Annotated in this window: 16 protein-coding genes; 6 read left to right on the top strand and 10 right to left on the bottom strand. The window is 40.3% G+C overall.

Annotation, left to right across the window (positions count from 1 at the left end; translation table 11 throughout):
* The first annotated feature begins 167 nt into the window (after nt 1–167).
* Genes AC0VYH_RS07180 through AC0VYH_RS07170 form a run of 3 tightly spaced genes read left to right on the top strand, consistent with a single transcriptional unit; the run spans nt 168 to nt 3,827 of the window.
* Nucleotides 168–1,607, top strand: a complete 1,440-nt coding sequence (locus AC0VYH_RS07180; protein ID WP_475367010.1) for a spore germination protein — start codon at nt 168–170, stop codon at nt 1,605–1,607.
* On the top strand, nt 1,597–2,685 hold the full coding sequence (locus AC0VYH_RS07175) for a GerAB/ArcD/ProY family transporter (protein ID WP_475367009.1): 1,089 nt from the start codon (nt 1,597–1,599) through the stop codon (nt 2,683–2,685). The genes AC0VYH_RS07180 and AC0VYH_RS07175 overlap by 11 nt, the downstream gene beginning before the upstream one ends.
* The gene (locus AC0VYH_RS07170) at nt 2,682–3,827 is read left to right on the top strand and encodes a Ger(x)C family spore germination protein (protein ID WP_475373569.1); all 1,146 of its coding nucleotides are present in this window, start codon (nt 2,682–2,684) and stop codon (nt 3,825–3,827) included. The genes AC0VYH_RS07175 and AC0VYH_RS07170 overlap by 4 nt, the downstream gene beginning before the upstream one ends.
* 80 nt (nt 3,828–3,907) lie before the next feature.
* Here the strand turns inward: AC0VYH_RS07170 and trxA are convergent, their stop codons facing one another.
* Nucleotides 3,908–4,222 carry a thioredoxin gene (gene trxA, locus AC0VYH_RS07165; RefSeq protein WP_194220923.1) on the bottom strand — a complete coding sequence of 105 codons (315 nt, stop codon included), beginning with the start codon at nt 4,220–4,222 and terminating at the stop codon, nt 3,908–3,910.
* A gap of 112 nt (nt 4,223–4,334) precedes the next feature.
* Between trxA and AC0VYH_RS07160 the strand changes: the two genes are divergently transcribed.
* A complete protein-coding gene (locus AC0VYH_RS07160; protein ID WP_475367007.1) occupies nt 4,335–4,913 on the top strand; it encodes a CGNR zinc finger domain-containing protein in 579 nt (192 codons plus the stop codon).
* Nucleotides 4,914–4,961: 48 nt separating this feature from the next.
* Here AC0VYH_RS07160 and AC0VYH_RS07155 read toward each other — a convergent pair whose 3' ends face one another.
* A complete protein-coding gene (locus AC0VYH_RS07155; RefSeq protein ID WP_194220921.1) occupies nt 4,962–6,470 on the bottom strand; it encodes a DHA2 family efflux MFS transporter permease subunit in 1,509 nt (502 codons plus the stop codon).
* Nucleotides 6,471–6,679: 209 nt separating this feature from the next.
* Between AC0VYH_RS07155 and AC0VYH_RS07150 the strand changes: the two genes are divergently transcribed.
* Nucleotides 6,680–7,585 carry a TetR/AcrR family transcriptional regulator gene (locus tag AC0VYH_RS07150; protein WP_475373568.1) on the top strand — a complete coding sequence of 302 codons (906 nt, stop codon included), beginning with the start codon at nt 6,680–6,682 and terminating at the stop codon, nt 7,583–7,585.
* A 167-nt stretch (nt 7,586–7,752) separates the two neighbouring features.
* On the opposite strand, the gene AC0VYH_RS07145 is transcribed toward AC0VYH_RS07150, so the two are convergent.
* The 8 genes from AC0VYH_RS07145 to AC0VYH_RS07110 all read right to left on the bottom strand — a co-directional run bounded on the left by AC0VYH_RS07145 (nt 7,753) and on the right by AC0VYH_RS07110 (nt 16,609).
* Nucleotides 7,753–8,220, bottom strand: coding sequence for an SRPBCC family protein (locus AC0VYH_RS07145; RefSeq protein ID WP_194220919.1), 468 nt, complete (start codon nt 8,218–8,220; stop codon nt 7,753–7,755).
* Nucleotides 8,213–8,557 (bottom strand): MerR family transcriptional regulator, encoded by a 345-nt coding sequence (locus AC0VYH_RS07140; RefSeq protein ID WP_475373567.1) that lies wholly within the window; start codon nt 8,555–8,557, stop codon nt 8,213–8,215. Before AC0VYH_RS07140 ends, AC0VYH_RS07145 begins: the two co-directional genes overlap by 8 nt.
* A 139-nt stretch (nt 8,558–8,696) precedes the next feature.
* Complete coding sequence (locus AC0VYH_RS07135; protein ID WP_475373566.1) at nt 8,697–11,090, bottom strand: immune inhibitor A domain-containing protein; 2,394 nt, start codon at nt 11,088–11,090, stop codon at nt 8,697–8,699.
* Nucleotides 11,091–11,731: 641 nt separating this feature from the next.
* On the bottom strand, nt 11,732–12,112 hold the full coding sequence (locus AC0VYH_RS07130; RefSeq protein WP_475373565.1) for a hypothetical protein: 381 nt from the start codon (nt 12,110–12,112) through the stop codon (nt 11,732–11,734).
* A gap of 103 nt (nt 12,113–12,215) precedes the next feature.
* Nucleotides 12,216–13,028, bottom strand: coding sequence for an alpha/beta fold hydrolase (locus tag AC0VYH_RS07125; RefSeq protein WP_283152530.1), 813 nt, complete (start codon nt 13,026–13,028; stop codon nt 12,216–12,218).
* 335 nt (nt 13,029–13,363) lie between these two features.
* Nucleotides 13,364–15,154 carry a M3 family oligoendopeptidase gene (locus AC0VYH_RS07120; RefSeq protein ID WP_475368740.1) on the bottom strand — a complete coding sequence of 597 codons (1,791 nt, stop codon included), beginning with the start codon at nt 15,152–15,154 and terminating at the stop codon, nt 13,364–13,366.
* Between the two features lie 207 nt (nt 15,155–15,361).
* Nucleotides 15,362–15,652 carry a hypothetical protein gene (locus AC0VYH_RS07115; protein WP_303529388.1) on the bottom strand — a complete coding sequence of 97 codons (291 nt, stop codon included), beginning with the start codon at nt 15,650–15,652 and terminating at the stop codon, nt 15,362–15,364.
* A gap of 75 nt (nt 15,653–15,727) precedes the next feature.
* On the bottom strand, nt 15,728–16,609 hold the full coding sequence (locus tag AC0VYH_RS07110) for a TetR/AcrR family transcriptional regulator (protein WP_475368739.1): 882 nt from the start codon (nt 16,607–16,609) through the stop codon (nt 15,728–15,730).
* A 305-nt stretch (nt 16,610–16,914) separates the two neighbouring features.
* On the opposite strand from AC0VYH_RS07110, the gene AC0VYH_RS07105 reads away from it, so the two are divergent.
* The gene (locus tag AC0VYH_RS07105; RefSeq protein ID WP_475368738.1) at nt 16,915–19,977 is read left to right on the top strand and encodes an efflux RND transporter permease subunit; all 3,063 of its coding nucleotides are present in this window, start codon (nt 16,915–16,917) and stop codon (nt 19,975–19,977) included.
* The last annotated feature ends 86 nt before the right edge of the window (nt 19,978–20,063 follow it).

Genomic DNA, 20,063 nt, shown 5'->3' with positions numbered 1-20,063 from the left:
TTCTTTCAAAGCTGTATCAATATGCAAAATCGTACCATGTTTGAAAATTGAAAATAACAAATTGGTCATATATCCTAACAGAGTTTTCAATAGATGATGGAAAGAACGGATAGTTTCTCCAATTCCGTTAATGATAAAGGGAGATAACTTTTCGGAGTGATGTTGATATGAAAAGAAGGCGTTTTCCACGATCCTCCTCATTGCTTGAGGATCAAATAAAACAGGAGTTTCATAACACCGAAGACCTCAAGCTAAAAACCGTTAAACTCGATGGGCTCACACTGACACTTGTGTATCTTGACGATATTTCTGATCGAATGGTCATCCAAAAGACGATCATTAGTCCACTTCTTACCATTTCAGACGATCAAACAAAGATTAGCGCAGCTGATCTTCCTGATCTTATTCCTATGGCTGCGATTAACAACATTGAAGATAATAGCCTCATTTCAAGGCACCTCATGGATGGATGCACCGTTATTATTGCTCGTGAGGAAGACATCGACACTGTTTACGCTGTGAAAACGACCTATTCTGTGAAGCGCTCACCTGATGAACCGGTCAATGAACCGACGATTAGCGGGCCTAGGGATGGTTTTATAGAATGCCTTCAAGACAATAAAGCATTATTACGTGCGCACTTAAAGACAAGCGATCTTTTATTTGAACAACATCTGATTGGAAAAGACGTTGTGAAATACATCTCTTTAACTTATTTGCAAGGAAAAGCAGATCGAAAATTAATTGAAGAAACCAGAGAACGAATAAACGAAATTAATGCAGATTATATAACTGATGCAGGGATACTTGAACAGCTCCTTGAGCGAAATCCGCTGTCAGTCTTTCCCGAATTAACATCAACACAGCATCCAACGAAGGTAGCAAACGCCTTACTTGAAGGGCGTGTCGCAATTATGACAGACGGCTCTCCCACTGTCCTGATTGCCCCAACAACGCTTAACATGCTTCTTCAAACACCTGACGACTACTACTTTAAATGGATTCCCGCTTCATTTATTCGATTATTAAGCTATTTTACTGCACTTATTTCTGTACTATTGCCTGCAACTTACATTGCTTTAGTCTCATTTCATCATGGTCTTATCCCCACTAGTCTAGCCGTTTCTTTATCTAAAACAAGAGAAGGGGTACCTTTCCCATCAGTTATTGAGGCTTTTATTATGGAGCTTACGATCGAGATTTTACGGGAGGCAGGTGTAAGATTACCAAAACCCATCGGATCTACAGTTAGTATTGTAGGAGCTATTGTTATCGGTGAAACGGCGGTAAGTTCGGGCATCGTTAGTCCAATGATGGTCATGGTCATTTCATTCACAGCGATCTGTTCATTTGCGATTCCGAATTACCAGCTCAGCCTGGCGTTAAGAACCATTCGTTTTTTCTTCCTGTTCTCTGCAGCCATACTAGGTGTATACGGTTTGCTAATCGCCATTTTCATCGTAACAACTCATTTAATTAAACTTAGAAGTTTCGGAACGCCATACATGGAGCCATTTGCGCCGATTCAGCTGAAAAGCTGGAAAGATTCGTTTGTACGTCTTTATTATCGTGTGGGAAAGAAGGATAGGAAACTACATGAAAAATAACCATACCTCCCTTCCAATCATCATTTTCATTATATCAACGATCGTCGGTGTCGGAATTGTCACGTTGCCCAGACAAACCGCAGCAGTCGTCGGTCAATCTAACATGTGGATGAGCGTTATTTTAGGAGCCGGCATTGCATTTATAAATGCGATTTTTCTATTTATGCTCATTAAGCGCTTCCCTATGAAAACAGTCTTTGATATAGGAACTGAACTAACTGGAAAATGGATCGGCAAAGGGATTAACCTCATTTTTGTTGCCTATATGATTGCGATCTCATCCTACATCATTCGAACAATGGCCGAGATTGTGAATTACTACCTGCTTGATAAAACGCCCAAGTTTGTTGTCTTACTCGTACTTGTCGTTTCGTGTATGTATCTTGTATCAAGCGGACTTTCCAATATCATGCTATTTTTTCAACTGTACTTTCCAATCATCTTATTTATGTTTTTTGTCTTAACTCTTCTTAGTATCAAAAATATTGAACCAACCCACTTACGCCCCATCTTCTATTTTGATGGAATCGAAATATTAAAAGGAGCTCATACAACCTTTTTTTCATTTGTAGGATATGAGCTGATCATGGTGTTGTCAGGTAAATTTACGTTTTCGAAATGGAAACCAATGCTCACCATTTTCAGCATCAGCATTGGGAGTGTTTGTGTGATTTATGTCCTCTTCTTCATTCTGAACATCGGTGTCCTTAGTATCGAGGAGCTAAAAGTCATTACATTTCCGACAATTGAAATGGCAAAAGCAATCGAGTTTCAGGGATTCTTCTTTGAGCGATTCGAACTTCTCTTCCTATTCGGATGGATCATTACGATCTTCACGACTTTAGCCGCCTATTACTATTCGGCAGTGCTTGGCATGAGGAAAACGTTTCAGGTAAAAAACACTCTCCCTATGACTATGATTATTGGGTTCATCATTCTGATGCTCTCGTTATTACCATCAGGCATTACTGAACTATTTTCATACGGGACATACGTGAATTATTTATCCTACACCGCTCTCATCGCGCTCCCCCTATTGCTTCTAGCGCTCTCGTTTGGAAAGGGGACTGCTCAATGAAGAGAATTTTCTTATTTCTAGCTGTTCTTCCACTCATCCTACTTACGGCATGCTGGGATAGTAACGAAATTGAAGATCTCGGCATGATCATGGCGATTGGAATTGATTACCATGAAGAAAAAGAGGAAGTGTTTGCCTTAACTAATCAATACGTCGTTCCAAATAATATTCAGGGAACAGAGACCGGTACGACTGGAGATCAACCCTATCAGAACATTACTTTAAATGGGAATAATTTCTTTGAAGTGATTCGAGAAAATTCACTTGAAACTGATCGACCACCTAACTATACACATCTCAAATCAATGGTTCTCTCGGAAGAGCTTCTACGAAAAGAACCGATCAAGCAACTCATCAGCTTCTTTTTGCGTGATCATGAATTTAGGAGAACCGTTTCCTTATTTATTTCAAGGGAGCCCGCCGCTTCGATTCTAGATGTCGAACCAACTAAAGAAATGTTTCCTGCTGTGCAGCTGAAGGAGCTCACTCAAAACAAAGATCGGAGCCTTTACGTCTTGGATAATCTTAAATTCGGAGAAGCCTCCAATAGTATTACAGCAGGTGCAAGCTTCGTCATTCCTGAAGTAGGAATCCATGATAATAGACTGAGGTTGCTTGGGGCCGGGATTATATCAAATAAAAACGAAAAATTAGTTGGCTGGCTTTCACCAGAAGAGGTTGGAGGATTAAAATGGGTCACAGATGAAGTTCAGGGCGGGCTCGTTACTATTGAAACAGGAGAGTCTAAAGAAGATCAAGTGGTCCTTGAGATAATGAAATCGAACACAACCGTCAAGCCAAATGTAGAAAACGGAAAGCTAACCGTCGACATTATTGTAGATAGCTCCTTACGACTTGCGGAGGATTGGGAGATAGAACGCGACGTTTTCAAAGAAGGATGGGAAATGCCACTCCAAGAAAAGGGGCAACAAGTCGTCAAGAAAGACATTGAACGCGTTCTTTCCATCGCACAGGAAGAACAACAACTCGATTTTCTAAAAATTGGAACTTGGGTAAAAATCAAACAACCCCGATATTGGAAGGAACACGAGAAAAATTGGGAAGATATTTTCCCTGCCCTCACTGTTAATGTAGACGTGAATCTCACCATAACAGGTTATGGGACTCAGGATATTAATTAATGAAATCTAATTAAGTTCATACGGAATCAAAAATAAAAGCAGCGCTCTTCATAAGAGCAGCTGCTTTATCTATTAGTAAGTTAGCCGTGATTTTTAGCAATACCTGCTAATTCTTCTTTTGTTCGAAATCCAACCGCATTCTCAACAAGTTCGCCATCTTTAAAGAAAAGCAATGTTGGAATGCTCATCACGTCATACTTTCTTGCTGTTTCTGGATTTGAATCCACATCAAGTTGGACAATTTTTAATTGCTCGCCTAGTTCCTCATCTAGTTCATCCAACACTGGCGCGATCATTTTACATGGGCCACACCAGGGCGCTCCTAGATCTGCTAGAACGAGTCCTTGATTTGTTTCTTCTTCGAAGTTTTGGTCCGTTACTTTTTGTACTGCCATTATATCTCTCCTCTTACTTTGTTTTTATAACTACTAAAAACTAATTTAGTGGTTAGAATACTACATTATGTTATAATCGTTGTCAACGATAAAGCAAAAGGTGTGTTTCAATATGATACTCGAAACGAGTTTTTCCCATTTTTCTAATTTCTTATTTATTAACTTAATGAACACATTAAAAATACAAAATCAAAACCCTACCGATCTGCTATTAACAGAAGAGAACGTCTTTCAGTGGATCACATTAATGGAAAACAAGGGTTTGTTAAACGAGAAACAAGTAGAATTCATAAAGAAGGACACTATTCATACAAACGACATTCAACACTTCCGGAATCAGTGTCGTAAATATTTCGCTTCGAACTTTTCTCAAGCCGATTTTTTCGAAATGCTAAGTAATGTAACAAAAGCGGCTCCACTGTCCTTTACAATCGATGACAAGAAACTCACACCCCTCCCTACAGAAGGGGGAACGAATGGTTTACTCTCACTCATTGCCTATCAGATGCTTGATCATGAAGCGGGCGGTATATTCGATAAGGTAAAAGCGTGCGAAAGTGAAAACTGTCTTGCCTATTTCGTCAACCAGAAGGGAAAGCGCAAGTGGTGCTCGATGGAGGTTTGCGGAAATCGGACAAAAGCCAAAAAGCATTATCATAATAAAACCAAAACAGCTTCTTCTAACGAATAAAAACGGATGAGATCCCTAGGGATTTCATCCGTTTTTGTAGCTGATTCATTATGAATTTGTCACAAGCTCAACTGGCTTGGATTCTGGCACTATCGGCTGCTTCACTTCTTCACGGCCAGCGCGCTTAATGAAGAATGAGAGCACAAACGCAAGACCTGCAATAAATGTAGCAACAAAGAAGGCAAAGTTAATCCCTTCAAGCATCGCCTGCATGGCAATTTGTTGCTGCATCGTAGGATCTACCGCTCCGCTCGTCGCTGCTTCCCTCGCAAGATCAGCTGCAGCGGATTCTGTTCGGTTAGACATAATCGTAACGAGAAGCGCTGTCCCTATAGCGCCCGCTACCTGATTCAACGTATTGTTCATCGCTGTACCGTGCGGATAGAAACGAGCTGGTAGCTGATTTAATCCATTCGTTGATACAGGCATCATAACCATTGACATTCCGAACATGCGCACAGCATGAAGAATCATAATGTAGTTATACGTCGTATCCATAGACAATGTACTAAACAGGTATGTTGTGACAACTGTAATAGCTAGACCCGTTGTCGCCAAAATGCGTCCGCCAATTTTATCAAATAAGCGACCTGTGATTGGAGACATAAATGCCATCACAAGTGCCCCTGGAAGCATCATCAATCCTGCATCAAGTGGTGAAATGCCTCGAATGGTTTGCACGTAAATCGGGAGCAACAGCATTCCTGAAAACATCGCCATATTTAAAACCATTGTAATGGAAGATGAAAGAGCGAACATTGGATATTTGAAAATCGAAAAATTCAACATTGGTCGTTCTTGTTTCGACTGTCTAATAATAAACGTCGTCAGAGAAATAACCCCAATTCCAATCGTTAAGTAAACTTGTGGGCTATCCCAACCTTTATTCCCTGCAGAACTAAAGCCGTAAAGAATACCTCCAAAACCAATACTTGATAAGATCAGTGAAAAGAGATCGAGACGAATGTTTACCTTTTCCTTTTTATCTTTCAACAAGAAGAAACCAAGTAGGAAAATCGTAATAGCAATTGGCGTCACGAAATGGAAAAGCATTCTCCAATCGTAGTTTTCAATAATCCAACCAGAGAGCGTCGGACCAATTGCTGGCGCCGCCATGAGAATTAAACCGAAAACACCCATTGCCGCCCCTCTTTTTTCAATTGGAAAGCTAACGAGCATGACATTCATCAAGAGCGGCATCATAATCGCCGAACCTGAAGCTTGAAGCATTCTTCCCCCAAGTAGAACCGGGAAGATCTCCGCCATCCCCGCAACAACTGTACCAATTGTAAATAATCCAATCGCCACAAGAAATAAGCGACGCACGGAATATTTTTCAATAAGAAATGCCGTTGCCGGAATCATAATACCGTTCACAAGCATAAATCCTGTTGTAAGCCACTGAACCGTAGCCGTTTCAATTTGTAAATCTGCCATAATCGATGGCAACGCAATATTAAGCAATGTATTATTTAAAAACGCAATAAAAGCACCAACAATCAGAATCGCAAGAATGCCGTACTTAGGTTTTGGCGTCTCTTTCACTGATTGACTCATCATCATTCCCCCATATACCTTCAGTTCAATTATTTATACCATCGGTTCAAATCTCTAATATCATATACCATGAGTTCAACTTTTGCAATCATTATTTCTTCCTGATTTGAAAGGATTTGTTTCTAATCAAGAAATAAGGTATGATCAATTTTATACCGGAAGTACAACAATAAATTTCATGTAAATATAACGAAGTAAAAGGTGATAGAATGAACGATCGCAAACAGCACGTTATTAAGATGGCGCATCAGCTTTTTATTGAAAGAGGCTTTCAGGCAACATCCATTCAAGACATACTCGAATATAGCGGCATTTCAAAAGGCACGTTCTACAATTACTTCTCATCGAAAAATGAGTTATTAATTGCTCTTTTCAAAGCCCTTTATGGCTCAATGGAAACAAGCCGGGATGAATTGATGATCGGCCAGGATCGTGCTGACCTTACTATCTTTATTAAACAAATTGAACTACAAATGAATACGAATAAGAAAAACAAGCTGATTACACTTTTTGAAGAAGTGTTTGTCTCGAATGATGAGGATTTGAAGGATTTCCTTAAAGAAGGACAAAAGAGAATGATTCAGTGGGTATTCACTCGTTTTCTTGAGCTATTCGGCGAGGATAAGCGACCATATCTACTTGATGGGGCGATCATGTTTCTGGGCGTACTTCATCACAATGTCAAGTACTATTCGATTGCAAACGGTCCGAGCGTAGACATTTCCCCCGTTGTACACTATAGCGTCCAACGTATCGTGAACATCGTTAACGATGCCGCTGCTGCAGGAGAACAGCTGAACAAACCTGAACAAATGAGTACCTGGCTACCAAATGCGACGAATTCCGATGAAGATTTTAAAGAAAAACTTCAGCAAACAATCGCAACCCTGAAGAGGGGCTTGAACGAGAAACACACAAAATCAATAGAACTTCTAGATTTTATCCAGGATGAGTTTCTTCATTCTAAGAAGTCACGAGAATTTCTCATTGAAAGCGTTCTTTGTTCATTGAGGGACGATCGAACGCTTGACCAAAAATCCGTTGCTACGCTCGATGAATTAGTAAAAGGGTATTTTGTGAGAGTGGCTGAAGCTTGCGAACGTTCAAACACATAATGAGCACCAATACCATTGAAAAAAGCCGCCCAGTTTGCCTTGGCGGCTTTCATACTAACTGACTTCTTTACGATAGTACAAAGATTAAAATTATGCCGATTTTACTCCATTCTCCTCTTCCACTTAGTATCAAATTGAATAAAAGGTCTCAATAATTACTACCCGGATTAAATCTGGACCTCATTTCGTTTAATCGCTTCACTTTCCACTCGGTCCATAAATTCCTGAACAACATTCATTTGATCCTTTTGACGGCTTAGCTTAAGCATGGCGCGCCCCACAAAATTCACGCCTTTATTTTGACCTTCGTAAATGAATTTTGTTTCGCTTTCACTCACTTTTTCTAGTATAAAACCAAGCGATATTTCAAACGCCTTTCCTAACACAAAACTAATCCGTTTCTCTTTATATTCTTCTCGATCCTCGTAGGCGATCGTCTCAACCATGTAAGTTTCAAGTCTTTTTCCTTCCCGATACGTTTGACGATGCTTCGCTCCGACTTGATCCTCTTCCAATTCCATTAATACATGCTCCTCAACTTTTGGCATGATCGTTTGAATATTTTCGTCTCTAAACAAATCCCAAACCGTTTCGATCGGCACACGAATCACCTTCTCCTCTTTCCAGCTAATCATTCTTTTCCCTCCCTGATTTAAGAAACTCATCAATGTCTTGAAGTTGAAGTTGCAAATCGTTTATTTGTTCTTCTATACGCAATTTCTTTTGACTCAAAAGATCTTCTAAATGAGCGAATGACTCATCTTCCATCACAGACTTCATTTCCTGAATGGTAAATCCAAACCGCCTTAGCTTTGCTAATAATAGCGCTAGAAAATAACTGCCATCATCGTAGTATTTATAACGGCTGTTCGGATCAATATAAGCTGCCTCTAATAGCTTAACTTCTGCGTAATAGCGAAGCGTTTCGTTACTTAATCCTGTTAACTGAGCAAATTGGCTTATTTTATACATGTCCCCTCCCCCTTCATCATAAACTGCGGGGTACACCACCTAGTCAAGCATACTATATCAATTATTTAGAACGGGGTCAGGCCTACCTCCCCCTTTAAACGAAAAAAGGAACGCTTATCTCTAAGCGTTCCCTCATTTCTTATTTTTTTGTAATCAACACACGTCCAACCGAACGATCCGTTGCTTCACCTGTTACTTTGAATTTCAAGCCATATTGAGGAACGTTACGTCCTGCATCAGGGATAGCTTCATTCAAATAACTTTCCTTATCGTTAAATTCTTTCACAAATTGATTTTTCTTATCTGTCATTGTGCGACCAAGAAGCTCGCTATAGTCAATGAACATCTTCTCATCTTTACGAAGGCTGAACGCCGCATCATGAATTTGGTAACGTGTTTGGGCAACCGTTCCGTCACTCCAGAACAATTCATGCTGATCCGCATCGACAACCCCAAGGAACCCTTCGCCAGGGTGAACCCCTGTCCAGTTATCAGAATACTTGTTATCCACGTACCAAACAACTAAACCAGGATCATAAGACATCAAGCTAGCGCCACGACGAATGTGATCAAGTCCTTCATCGACACCTTGATGATTTCTCCATTCAAGAAGGTAGTAGTGCTCTGAAACCTTCACTCCTTTATTCTTTGTGAAACCATCTAACTCCACTTTAGGCTCGCCTTCTGCATCGTCAAAGAGAAGCTCGTTCCCATCCGCTGTTACGCGAATATCATCAACATAGAAGCCAGGATTAATTGCAGCTCCATCTGTCCAGTAGTTCATTTTCACTTGTACATCTTTTCCTGCATAAGCGCTCAAATCAAATGTAGCATCAATCCAACCATTGGATAGACCGGTAATGCCGTGTCCAGGATTATTATCATACGGATTAGTTTCTGTCGTGATATTTCCCTGGATCGCTGTCCAGTTCTCACCATCTTCACTTACTTGAATCGAACCATAATCCCAGTCCTCTTCAATGTCATACCATGTCTTAAACGTCAATTCGGCTGATGACGCATTTGAAAGATCTACATTCATCACAGCGGAATTATCTAAATCATTGTCACTCCCACTGAAATACTCGAATTCGCCGCTAAATGGCGTATTAATTTCTGTTTCTTTGTCTGGAAGGTTGATACGAAGCGCGTCAAGGTTTGTCCCTTTCGTGTTCGCTTGATCCAAATAAACTTCCAAACCTTTTTTGTCAATCTCATCTAAATCAACTTCATCATACTTCAACCAATTTCCACCTTGAGCAGCCTGAAGAAATTCTTTAGACCATGCGCTGAAACCAGTAGGTTCTGTTCCAGGAAGTGCACCAGCCCAGCTTCCGCTCGCCATGATTGACCAGTAAGATACTGCTTCACCAGCCCCAGAATATTGTGTATCGTACTCATCCGGTAAACCTAAATCGTGACCATATTCATGAGCGAACACTCCTGCTGCTCCATCAGCTGGTTCAATAGTATAGTCATATGCATACATGGAACCTGCACCAAAGTAATCCTCCTCTGGTTCTGGTGATCCTTCGATTGGGAAAATACTACCAAGGTTCCAGCGGTGAGACCAAATCGCATCAGATCCTAATTGTCCACCACCAGCTTCTTCTCCAACTGCTGAGTGAACTACCATCAAGTGATCAACAAGACCATCTGGCTCCCGGAAATTACCGTCACCGTCAAGGTCATAGCGATCTTCCTGATCATATTCTGCTAGATTGACAGAAGGATCAGCAGCCGCTGCATTCAGAGCTTCTTTCACAAGACCACGCGCATTCTTGTCGCTATCATCTTCTGTCGGATAGTTACCACCGTATTCAGCTGCATTTTTGGATGCCATATACCATCCAGCAACAGCGCCATCTACCGTGTAAGCGCCATTTGATTGTTCTTCATAATATTGTTTCATAGAGATAAGATCTTCACCATTCGGACCTTCATACCCATCTTCACCGAAAATCATATCTTGATAGTGTTCCTTCACGTAATCTTCATAATACATATCAGATTCATCTGGCTTAATACTGTTATGTGGAAAATCAGGGAATTCGACTAAAAGCACTAGGACGTTATCAGAACGAACATCACCGTGATAGTCTTCTTCAACGACTTTATCAAGTTTCTTGCCGCCTTTTTTCCCGTTGTCATTTCCCTTACCTTTGTTATCATTCATTAACTTTTCTTTAATGTCAGCTTCAACTTCAAGCTTTTCATCTTCTAATTCCCCGGTCGTGTCTTTTTCCATAAGCGACTCAGACTTTTCATTCAAAAACACATCCAATGCTTGTTCTGCTTCTTTGGCAGATGCATTTTTAGAGATTTTCCCACTCTCTTTCAGCATCTCAATTAGCTTTTCTTCATTTGCAATAGCTAGATCAAATGGACCTTGCTTATGTACAACTTCTTCCTTCACTTCTTGCTTCACTTGCGGCGTGTCTACACTAGCTTGACTACTTGCTCCAGGTGCTGTGAAAGCACTTAGCGTTAGCGCAGCAATCATCGCCATTGACAGTACATTTTTCCCCTTCAAAATCTCATTCCCCCTAAAAAAATGTTTTTTACAATAGTTTTACAATAATCATACTATAATCCTTTTTCAGAAAAATTTGAATGATACAAAAGTCACAATATTTCCTAAAACCCTCCTTTTTATGACTATTTTTTCAAGTAGTGAGCTATTTTTCACACAAATAAATCAGATCAAAAGCACCATTTCCTCATCACTAATTTGTTTTTTTGCAATAACGCTTCAACACGTTAAATTAAGTAAAAAATAGAAAAAGCCCTACAAATAAGAGAATCCGTTTGCAGGGCTTTTTCTAGATTGTAACTGATCAATATTCATCTATTTCCTCACCATGAATTGTATATATGTAGAACATCAGCAGCATCGTTAAAAACCAATTATAGATCATTGTACTTAATGCGCTTTCTTGAAAAACTAAAAACAGTGCGCTAAAAAGGAGAAGGCAAATGACCACAGGTTTATTCAACTTCACTCATTCCCATCTAGTACTATACTACTTTCATAATATCATATATTTACCAGTTAACTTTTCGTTCCAAGCTTCATGTTTTTTACTTCTTAAAATGAACAAAAAAAGTTCAAAAAAGGAGGGCATTCAATGCACGCCTTTTCTGAACTGTTAGAACCAAAGCTCTCGTCTAAGATTACTCTTTCGAACCTTCTTTTTCTAAGTCTTGTTGAATTTGTTTCTTCAAATCCTCGATATATTTCTCACTTGATTTTGCGCCCTGGTCTATCCCTTCTGCTTTCTCCTTCAAGTACTCTTCTAGCGCCTCCTGTATCTCACTTGGCGTCGCATCTTCCTTGATCACTCCTGTAGACTTTAGCATCTCAATGAGTTTCTCATCATTCGCCATCATTCTTGCTTCTTGAGAGAATTCATTTTCTGATGTAGCTGGAACTGCCGTCTCTTCCCCCACGTCACCCTTTGATGTATTTACGGTTTGAGCTTCATTATTTCCACAGCCAGTTATACCTAATAGTAATAAGGTTCCCACTAGAATCGGTAGAAGCTTGATCTTCACCATGAACCCCTCCATTCGCTCAGCCTTTTCTATCTAAACGAGTTAAACGGTGAAAAGGTTACAAATAGGTCTAAATTCGCTTAGTGACAGGCACTCAAAGCCTTTATAAAGCGGATGATATGGAAGACTGGGTTGAGCTATGCTGATTAAAAAATGCAAGCGAAGCATCGTTAAACTCCCTTGGTTTTTCCACGTTACAAACATGACCGCATTGCTCTAAGATCAAATGCTGTGCCTGTTCATCGCTTTTCGTATCTTCTAATAAAGGATCCAAAAAGAGATGATCCTGTTCCCCAGAAATGTAGAGCTTCGGGATGTTTTGGCTATATTGTTGAACGTTCGCATATGCTGCATTTACTTGAGGTGTTAACGCATACCAAGCTAGAAAGTCTCTTCGATTCATTTTAAGAGCTTCTCTGATAAATAGCTTTCTAGAGCTAGCGTGATTTGCTTTAGGCATCATAATATAAGCAAACATTTTATACAACCACATATATGGTACAAACGCTTTCACTGCATTTCCAGCGCGAAGCATGAAGGTAGCTAGAGGAGAATATCGTGTGATCGCGCCTCCTAGTACAGCACTCTGAACGCGTTCCGGAACTCGTTGAAGCAAATGATGCACGGCAACAGAGCCTAGTGAAATACCTACTAAATGTGCTTTAGAAATCTTTAACTCATCTAGAAGCAGAATCACTTCGTCTGCGACTAATTCTCTATTGAAAGGCATGTTATAACTGTCAGTACTCGGTGATTTTCCATGCCCCGGTAGGTTGATAGCAAGCACATCATACTCTTTTTTATATGTGGAGATCTGGTTACAGAAGATCCCATAGTTCCCACCAAGACCGTGAATCAACACGATCGTTTCACTGCAGTTCGCCTTCTTACTTTTGTAAAGCTTATAATCAAGCATGCTGTTAAATCCTCTCTGTATAAGGGATGTTGCGTCCCATAGTTGATCCAATACTCTTGCATTAGTATAACCGTGAATGGGAGGAGATTGAAAGAAGAAAATCGTTGATGGGAACATTACGCTAACAAAACGAGCCAACGGTAATGACGAACAATAATCGTTTAACTAATAACAAGAGCCTACTAGTCTCCTAGAGCGAAATCAAACAAAGAACCACCTTTCTATAACGAAGCATAACCAAAAAGCCAGATCAGATTGACCTAGCTTTTCATCTATTAAAAATAGTATTTTAAACAATCAAGAAATGAAACGGCATATCACTAAACGACTCTTGCTTACAAATAAGCCTTGGTTTTCTCGAGATAAATTGAAATGGCTTTCTCTAAAGGCTTGATCGATGTCTCCCAGAAAAATGGTTCGGTTAAATTTTGATCTAGGAACTCAGCGCCTAATTCTTCCATTGTTTTATTGCCTGAAGAGCTGAGTAGTTGACTATATCGTTCAGGAAGCGTTTCTTTATCTAGCAAATAAAGCGAATAAACACCATTACTGAACAAATAGCCAATTGTATACGGCAGATTAAAAAAAGCTTTTTCTGTATTAAAGAAATGCGGAATCGTCATCCAGTTATGGGTGTTCACCTCTTCTAATGAATCCTGAAACCAGTCTCTTTCACTTTTCTCCATCAAATCAGTCAATTCCGTTGCTGAAAGCATCTGGGATTTACGCTTTTCGTAAAACTGCTGTTCAAACTCGAATTTAGCGGGAATATAAGCAATGTACTTTAATCCATTAATAATTTTCAACTCTAGCAAGGATAATTTATCTTCTTCTGAATCCGCTAATTCGATTGCGGCATCAAGTACTAGATTCTCTGCGAAAGTCGATGCTGTCTCTGCTAATCCCGTTCCGGTTTGATGAGCAAATCCTGGTTCTTCATGAAGGTGAAAATTATGATAAGCATGCCCTAACTCATGAGCAAGAGTAACGACATCCTGATAGTTTCCTGTGAAAGATAGGAGTACTCGACTTTCCTTCGAATTTGGCAACGATGCGCAGAATGCTCCATGTCGCTTAGAATCAGAGAGTTCTCCATCAATCCATCCTTCTTCAAAAGCTCGTTCAGCGAATTTGCCCATCTTTTCACTAAATCGATAAAACTGACTTATGACGATTTCTGTTGCCTGGTCATATGTAACAGTTTCCTTAGAAGTAAACGTTGGAGAGTAAATATCAAACCAACTCAACTTCTCTAGTTGATTTAACTGCGCTTTCCGGTCTAAAAATTGATGTAGCAAGGTTTTGCTTTTATGGAGTGCTTGCATCATGCTATTAACTGAAGCTTCACTGATTCGGTTTTGTTCATACATTTCCTTCATAGGGTTTGACCACCCCCTTAAACGGTAAAGCTCGTTCCGATAACCTGCAAGGTGATTAAATATTGAAGCAAAACGTATTTCGTTTTTACGACAAACGTTTGTCATTGATGAAGCAATTTCCTCCCTAATCTTTCGGTCACTTGAGAGCATCGCACGCATAAATGCCGAATCAAAAGATATGTTTTCTATCCCCATTTCATTACTCACAGGCACTGTAAGTTGAGCAAATTCCTGTTCATAATGGTCTTCCCATCCATCAAAACCATTTACTGAAAGAGAGTGAATGACTTTCTCCAGATCTGGGCTTAACTGGTCTTTAACCTTTTGGCGTTGAATCGTTAAGAACGTTTCAATTCCTTGAACTTCTGGACTTTTGAGCAATGCATGCCACTGATCATCTGAAATAGCTGCGAGATAGTGACGAAAAGTAAGCAATAGCGTCTCCATCCGTGACTTCATCCGAGTGCTTAGTTCATTAAGCGTTTGTAGCTCTGGATCATGAACGGCGACTGAAAATTTACAAATAATATACTCATCCATTTCAAAAACGTTTGTGTTGATGGTTTGAACAAGTTCTATCGCCTTAACCATTTCAAGTATTTCTTGAGGATGAGTTTGATTTTCCAAATCTGTTTGCACTTGATCAATATGTAAAATGATAGTAGAGACCTGTTCTTTTAATGAAATTACTTTATCTCCTGGATAAACGCTGTCTAAATCCCACTGCTTTGTTTGTGTATTTCTCACTAACATCCCTCCCAGTTTTTATAGCACCCCCTAACGTTAACATAATTATCCATATTTTATTCAGAATAATTAAAAAACCCTTCCGAATCCTGAATATAGAATAAAAAATGAGCGCTGAATTGAAATACTATTCAGCGCTCATTGTTATCTTTTTTCTCATGTGATTAAAGCTAGAAACTCATAATCTAAACTGCTTTCTTCATTCCTCTATAACTTCACGACTAAAAAGCCTAATGGTAATAAAAGAACAACAGCATTTAAGGCAATCCCCATTACTGCAAGTCTTCTTTTTGAAATGCGAAAAGCAACCACTCCTAGAAAAATGCCGACAGCGCAAATAATGATTGGGAAGAATATAGGGAAGATTTCAATTGTTGCTAGTTCAATAGCTCCGGATAGGAAGCTTCCTGCAATGATAGCAGCAAGACAGCCCGCTACAATGGAAACAATTGCAATAAAGGTACTGCTTCCATTGATTGATGAAGGTTTCTCTGACATTTGTCTCTCTCTCCTTTGGTGATAACCATCTCTCTCTACACCCTATTTACCCGAAAAAATTGGAAAATAACCATCCTAATGTTCTGTCGCCGGAAGGATTTGTGTTTCTAGTGCTTGCGCATTTCCTTTCAGCAAATCTTCTTCTTTCAGTAATTGAAACAGCCCTCTCATCACAATCTCATCAGGCTTTGACTTTCTAGATTCTTCCGATATGCGATCCGTTACCTCTAGATAGTATTGAGGCTCCTTTAATTCATGGATATTATTATAGAGCGCCTTCCAGGCACTCTCTCTTTTCTCAAACGATGTAAAAGCCCCTTCTCGATCCATCCCTACGGAAAAAGGACGCATCATTTCATCATCTAGAAGAGGCGTGCTACTTCCTGCTAGAAAATCCGATGCTAGAATATCAATCTGCCTAACGATGTGCTTTCCAAGCTTTTCTGGAGAAAGCAGGCTCTCAGAAGAAATCATAAGACCTGTGTAGGAGGTATAAATGGATTGCGTCATCCACATCAAATCCCATTTATATGGGGCAATCTTCTCCCCATATAAATCAATCAAATTTCGTTCTAGCCAGCTAAAGAGTCTCCCTCTCATGCGATGGCCCATTCCTTCAAGCTTTTCACTGCTTTGAGCGGATTCCCCGCGCATATGCATTTTCATATAAGATTTATATTCCAATATCCCTTCGAATTGCACCTGGAATTGTTTTGCAAACCGCTCATAAGGTGGTAGATTACCGTCTAATCCCACAACAAAAGCACGTTCAAAAACGAGCTGTTGATAGTGTTCATAAATCGAAATAATCAAATCTTCCTTTGATGGAAAAAATGAGTAAAGCGAACCTTTTGATACTCCTACGCTATCAGCGATCTGCTGCATCGATGTATGCGTGTACCCTTTCTCTGCGATCAATTCAACGGCCGCTTCTAATATTGCTTTTCGTTTATCCATATCGTTCACCTCGATGTCTTCTTCCATCAGAATACACTACTTGATGAGTGGAATGATAGTCACAATATGCCCTCGAGCTTAAACTGCATATCTCGATTAAAACAAGAAGTTTACTTAATCATACCTGACTAACCTTCACCCTTTCGAATTTGTTTTTTAGCACACTCGTTTCTTGACTTCCTAGCTAATCTCAGTAAAAATGACTATTGAGTCAAGCACATTAAAACTTTATATTTCAACAAATATGGGGTATAAATGACATCAGATTGACCGAACAGTCGAAAACGAACAGAGGAGGCTCTCATATGTTGAAATGGATTTTACAACGGTCCAAGCTCTTTATGATATTTATTTTATTATTTGTCATCGTTGGAGTGTTTACATTCATTCAACTTCCACAGCGTGAAATTCCGGAAACAACAGTAAATATCGGAACGATTAGCACCGTTTATCCTGGTGCAACGGTGGACACAGTTGAACGATCAATTACGAACCCAATCGAGTCATCGCTCAGTTCGATCGATGGCATCGCTGAAGTGACATCTTCTTCAGCAGCAGGCTTTTCGAACATAGTGATCGAAGTAGCGGAAGGAGAAAGTAAGAAGGAAGTGTTTGGTGACGTACGCCAGGCCGTTTCCGATGCCTCGACTTCTTTTCCTGACGAAGCTTTCGAACCAGATGTAAATGAATCAACGGCAAAAATGCCGATTGTTTCCTACCATCTTACAAGCGATAACCGCGACAACCTCCTCTCTCTTAAAGAAGAATTAAATCGATGGAAAGAGGAAGTCGAAGAATTATCAGGCGTTTCTGGCGTTACAATCAAAGGACTGCCTGAAGAACAAATTTTAATTGAATTAAAACAAGAGGAATTAAAAGATTCCGGCTTGAACGTTACCGACGTTCAAAGTGCCATTAATAATGAATACTATCCAACGCCTTTAGGAAAACAGAAAATGGATGAGGAAGTTGTTCAGCTTTCTGTTGAAAACTACGATTCACTCGATGAAATGGAAGAGTTATTTGTAGGTAAAAGCCCTGATGGAGACGCGGTTTACTTAAAAGACATTGCAAGCGTTGAAGTTAGTCCAAAAGACGTTGAAGATATTATCACTTTTGAAGGACAGCCATCTGTTTCCTTCACCGCTTACGTAAAGTCCGGAGAAGATATCCCAACTGTCGATGAGCGTGTGAGTGATAAAGTGGATGAGCTTTCAGGAGGCCTGCCTTCAAACGTAGAGCTAGAGTCTTATTACTCTCAAGCTTCAATCGTTACGGACATTTTTGATGGCCTATTCCTATCCCTAGCGATTTCTGTGCTTGCCGTTATTGTGGCAACATCTCTTGGACTATCTGGATCGGGTGCGCTCGTCGTAGCACTTGCTGTTCCGATTTCCGTTCTAATGGGCTTTATTCCACTACCTTTTGCTGATGTGGATCTAAACCAGATCTCCGTCATTGGGTTAATCATCGCACTCGGGATTATTGTTGATGACTCGATCGTCATAAACGACAACATACAACGAAGATATAAGCTCGGCGATAAAGGTTTAATGGGAGCCGTTAATGGCGTGAAAGAGATTTGGGTGTCCATCGTGACCTCCTCTCTAGCGATCGTCTTTACATTCTTGCCACTAATTTTCCTTTCAGGTGGTAACGGGGCATTTATACGCGCGTTGCCAACAGTGCTCATTACAACGATTATTGCATCAACATTAGTGGCACTCATTTTCGTACCGATTTTGCGCTACTTCTTAAGCCGTCGATCGAAGAAGCCAATGTCAGATGCACCAGGACTTCTTGGCAAACCGTTAAATAAGCTTGCCGATGTTTATGCCGACAAGCTTCTAAAGAAATTTTCAAAAAAACCAATTCTTGTTTCTATTCTTGGTCTTGTGCTCACGACAGCGATCTTCGGATTAGTCGTCTTAACACCGTTTGAGTTCTTCCCGGCTGCTGATAAGGAAGAAGTAACGGTCGACATCACGCTACCAATTGGTACGCCGATCGAAGACACACACGATACGCTTCAAGAAATCGAAGAAAAACTGAAAACAGATGACGGCGTATATGAAACAAGCGTCTTCACAGGCACAGGTACTCCTGGTCTCTTCAACAGCTCGCTAACGAGCACTGGTGAAAATACTGGCCAAATCGTTGCCAGAGTCGATCGAGAAAACCAGACAACGCAAGGACTCATTGACGACTGGACAGATAAGCTCAGAAATGAGTACCCGGATGCTGAGATTTTTATGGAAACGATCCAGCAGGGACCTCCTGCAGGAGCACCTGTGACCGTTACCGTCTCTGGACCAGAAATCGATAAGCTTATCGACCTTAGAGATGAGCTAACAAAAGAGATCGAAGGACTTGAAACAGACCTTGTCGTTGATAACGTAGGTGACTTTGAACCTTCGCTCGAATATGTACCAGATCGCGATGCACTCGAAGAAAATGGCATTACGGTCAATCAGATCAGCCAGCAAATTCGACTTGCAACGGCTGGTATTCCACTAAAAGCATTTGATAATGGCGTTGTAAAGCGTGATATGAATATCGTGCTAGAAGGTAGCGAAGATGAAGTCGATCTTTCAAGCCTTGAGCTTCCAGCCGCATCAACAGGTGGACCACCTGAACTCATCTCATTAGATGAGCTTGTGACAACAGAACAAAGTGAACAAATTCAAAAGATTCCTCACATTGATGGTGAACGCTCGATTACGCTTCGTGCCTTCCCTAAAGACGAGGAGAATTACGAAGCTAACGTAACTAAGATTGTGGAAGATCAGCGCGATCAGCTAGATGACGCTGATTACAGCATTACACTTGGCGGTGAAAATGAAGCTCAAAGTGATTTCTTTGCTGAAATTACCGTACTCTTCATCATCGTACTCTTCCTAGTGTACCTATTGATTGCCCTGCAATTTAATTCACTTTCACTACCGTTCCTTGTCCTTGTTGCCGTATACCTTGCGATTGCGGGTGCGATTCTTGGACTATTCGTTACCCAAACGCCAATCAGTTTCCTTGGTGTGATGGGAATGGTATCACTCACCGGTATCGTAGTGAGAAACTCGGTCGTGTTAATTGAATTTATCGAACAAGCACTGAAAAAAGGCATGGATGTAGAAGACGCAGTTATTGAGTCCGGTCGTGTTCGCTTACGCCCCATTCTCCTTACCGCGATTACATCAATCGTTGCCCTTATCCCAGTTGCCGTAAGTGGCGATGCGCTCTTTACACCGCTTGCCGTTACGATCATATCAGGTATCCTTTTCTCAGCTGTCTTAACGCTGATTATGGTTCCGATGCTTTACCTTGTTTTGTATCGATTTAGAGGCAAGAAAAAAACACAAGAAGAAATGTAAGTAAAAAACGTTCAGAGGAAATCCTCTGAACGTTTTTTTTTGTGAGTGAATCGTTCTGCTATACTACACTTTTCGATACATATTTT

This window comes from Anaerobacillus sp. QJM3NY_32, from assembly GCF_056173645.1.
This window is presented reverse-complemented; position numbering and strand designations above follow the sequence as displayed.

Bases quoted from the DNA above. Each gene is read 5' to 3' on its own strand.
- AC0VYH_RS07180 (WP_475367010.1), top strand. From the start codon at position 168: ATGAAAAGAAGGCGTTTTCCACGATCCTCCTCATTGCTTGAGGATCAA.
- AC0VYH_RS07175 (WP_475367009.1), top strand. From the start codon at position 1,597: ATGAAAAATAACCATACCTCCCTTCCAATCATCATTTTCATTATATCA.
- AC0VYH_RS07170 (WP_475373569.1), top strand. From the start codon at position 2,682: ATGAAGAGAATTTTCTTATTTCTAGCTGTTCTTCCACTCATCCTACTT.
- trxA (WP_194220923.1), bottom strand. From the start codon at position 4,222: ATGGCAGTACAAAAAGTAACGGACCAAAACTTCGAAGAAGAAACAAAT.
- AC0VYH_RS07160 (WP_475367007.1), top strand. From the start codon at position 4,335: ATGATACTCGAAACGAGTTTTTCCCATTTTTCTAATTTCTTATTTATT.
- AC0VYH_RS07155 (WP_194220921.1), bottom strand. From the start codon at position 6,470: ATGAGTCAATCAGTGAAAGAGACGCCAAAACCTAAGTACGGCATTCTT.
- AC0VYH_RS07150 (WP_475373568.1), top strand. From the start codon at position 6,680: ATGAACGATCGCAAACAGCACGTTATTAAGATGGCGCATCAGCTTTTT.
- AC0VYH_RS07145 (WP_194220919.1), bottom strand. From the start codon at position 8,220: ATGATTAGCTGGAAAGAGGAGAAGGTGATTCGTGTGCCGATCGAAACG.
- AC0VYH_RS07140 (WP_475373567.1), bottom strand. From the start codon at position 8,557: ATGTATAAAATAAGCCAATTTGCTCAGTTAACAGGATTAAGTAACGAA.
- AC0VYH_RS07125 (WP_283152530.1), bottom strand. From the start codon at position 13,028: ATGCTTGATTATAAGCTTTACAAAAGTAAGAAGGCGAACTGCAGTGAA.
- AC0VYH_RS07115 (WP_303529388.1), bottom strand. From the start codon at position 15,652: ATGTCAGAGAAACCTTCATCAATCAATGGAAGCAGTACCTTTATTGCA.
- AC0VYH_RS07110 (WP_475368739.1), bottom strand. From the start codon at position 16,609: ATGGATAAACGAAAAGCAATATTAGAAGCGGCCGTTGAATTGATCGCA.
- AC0VYH_RS07105 (WP_475368738.1), top strand. From the start codon at position 16,915: ATGTTGAAATGGATTTTACAACGGTCCAAGCTCTTTATGATATTTATT.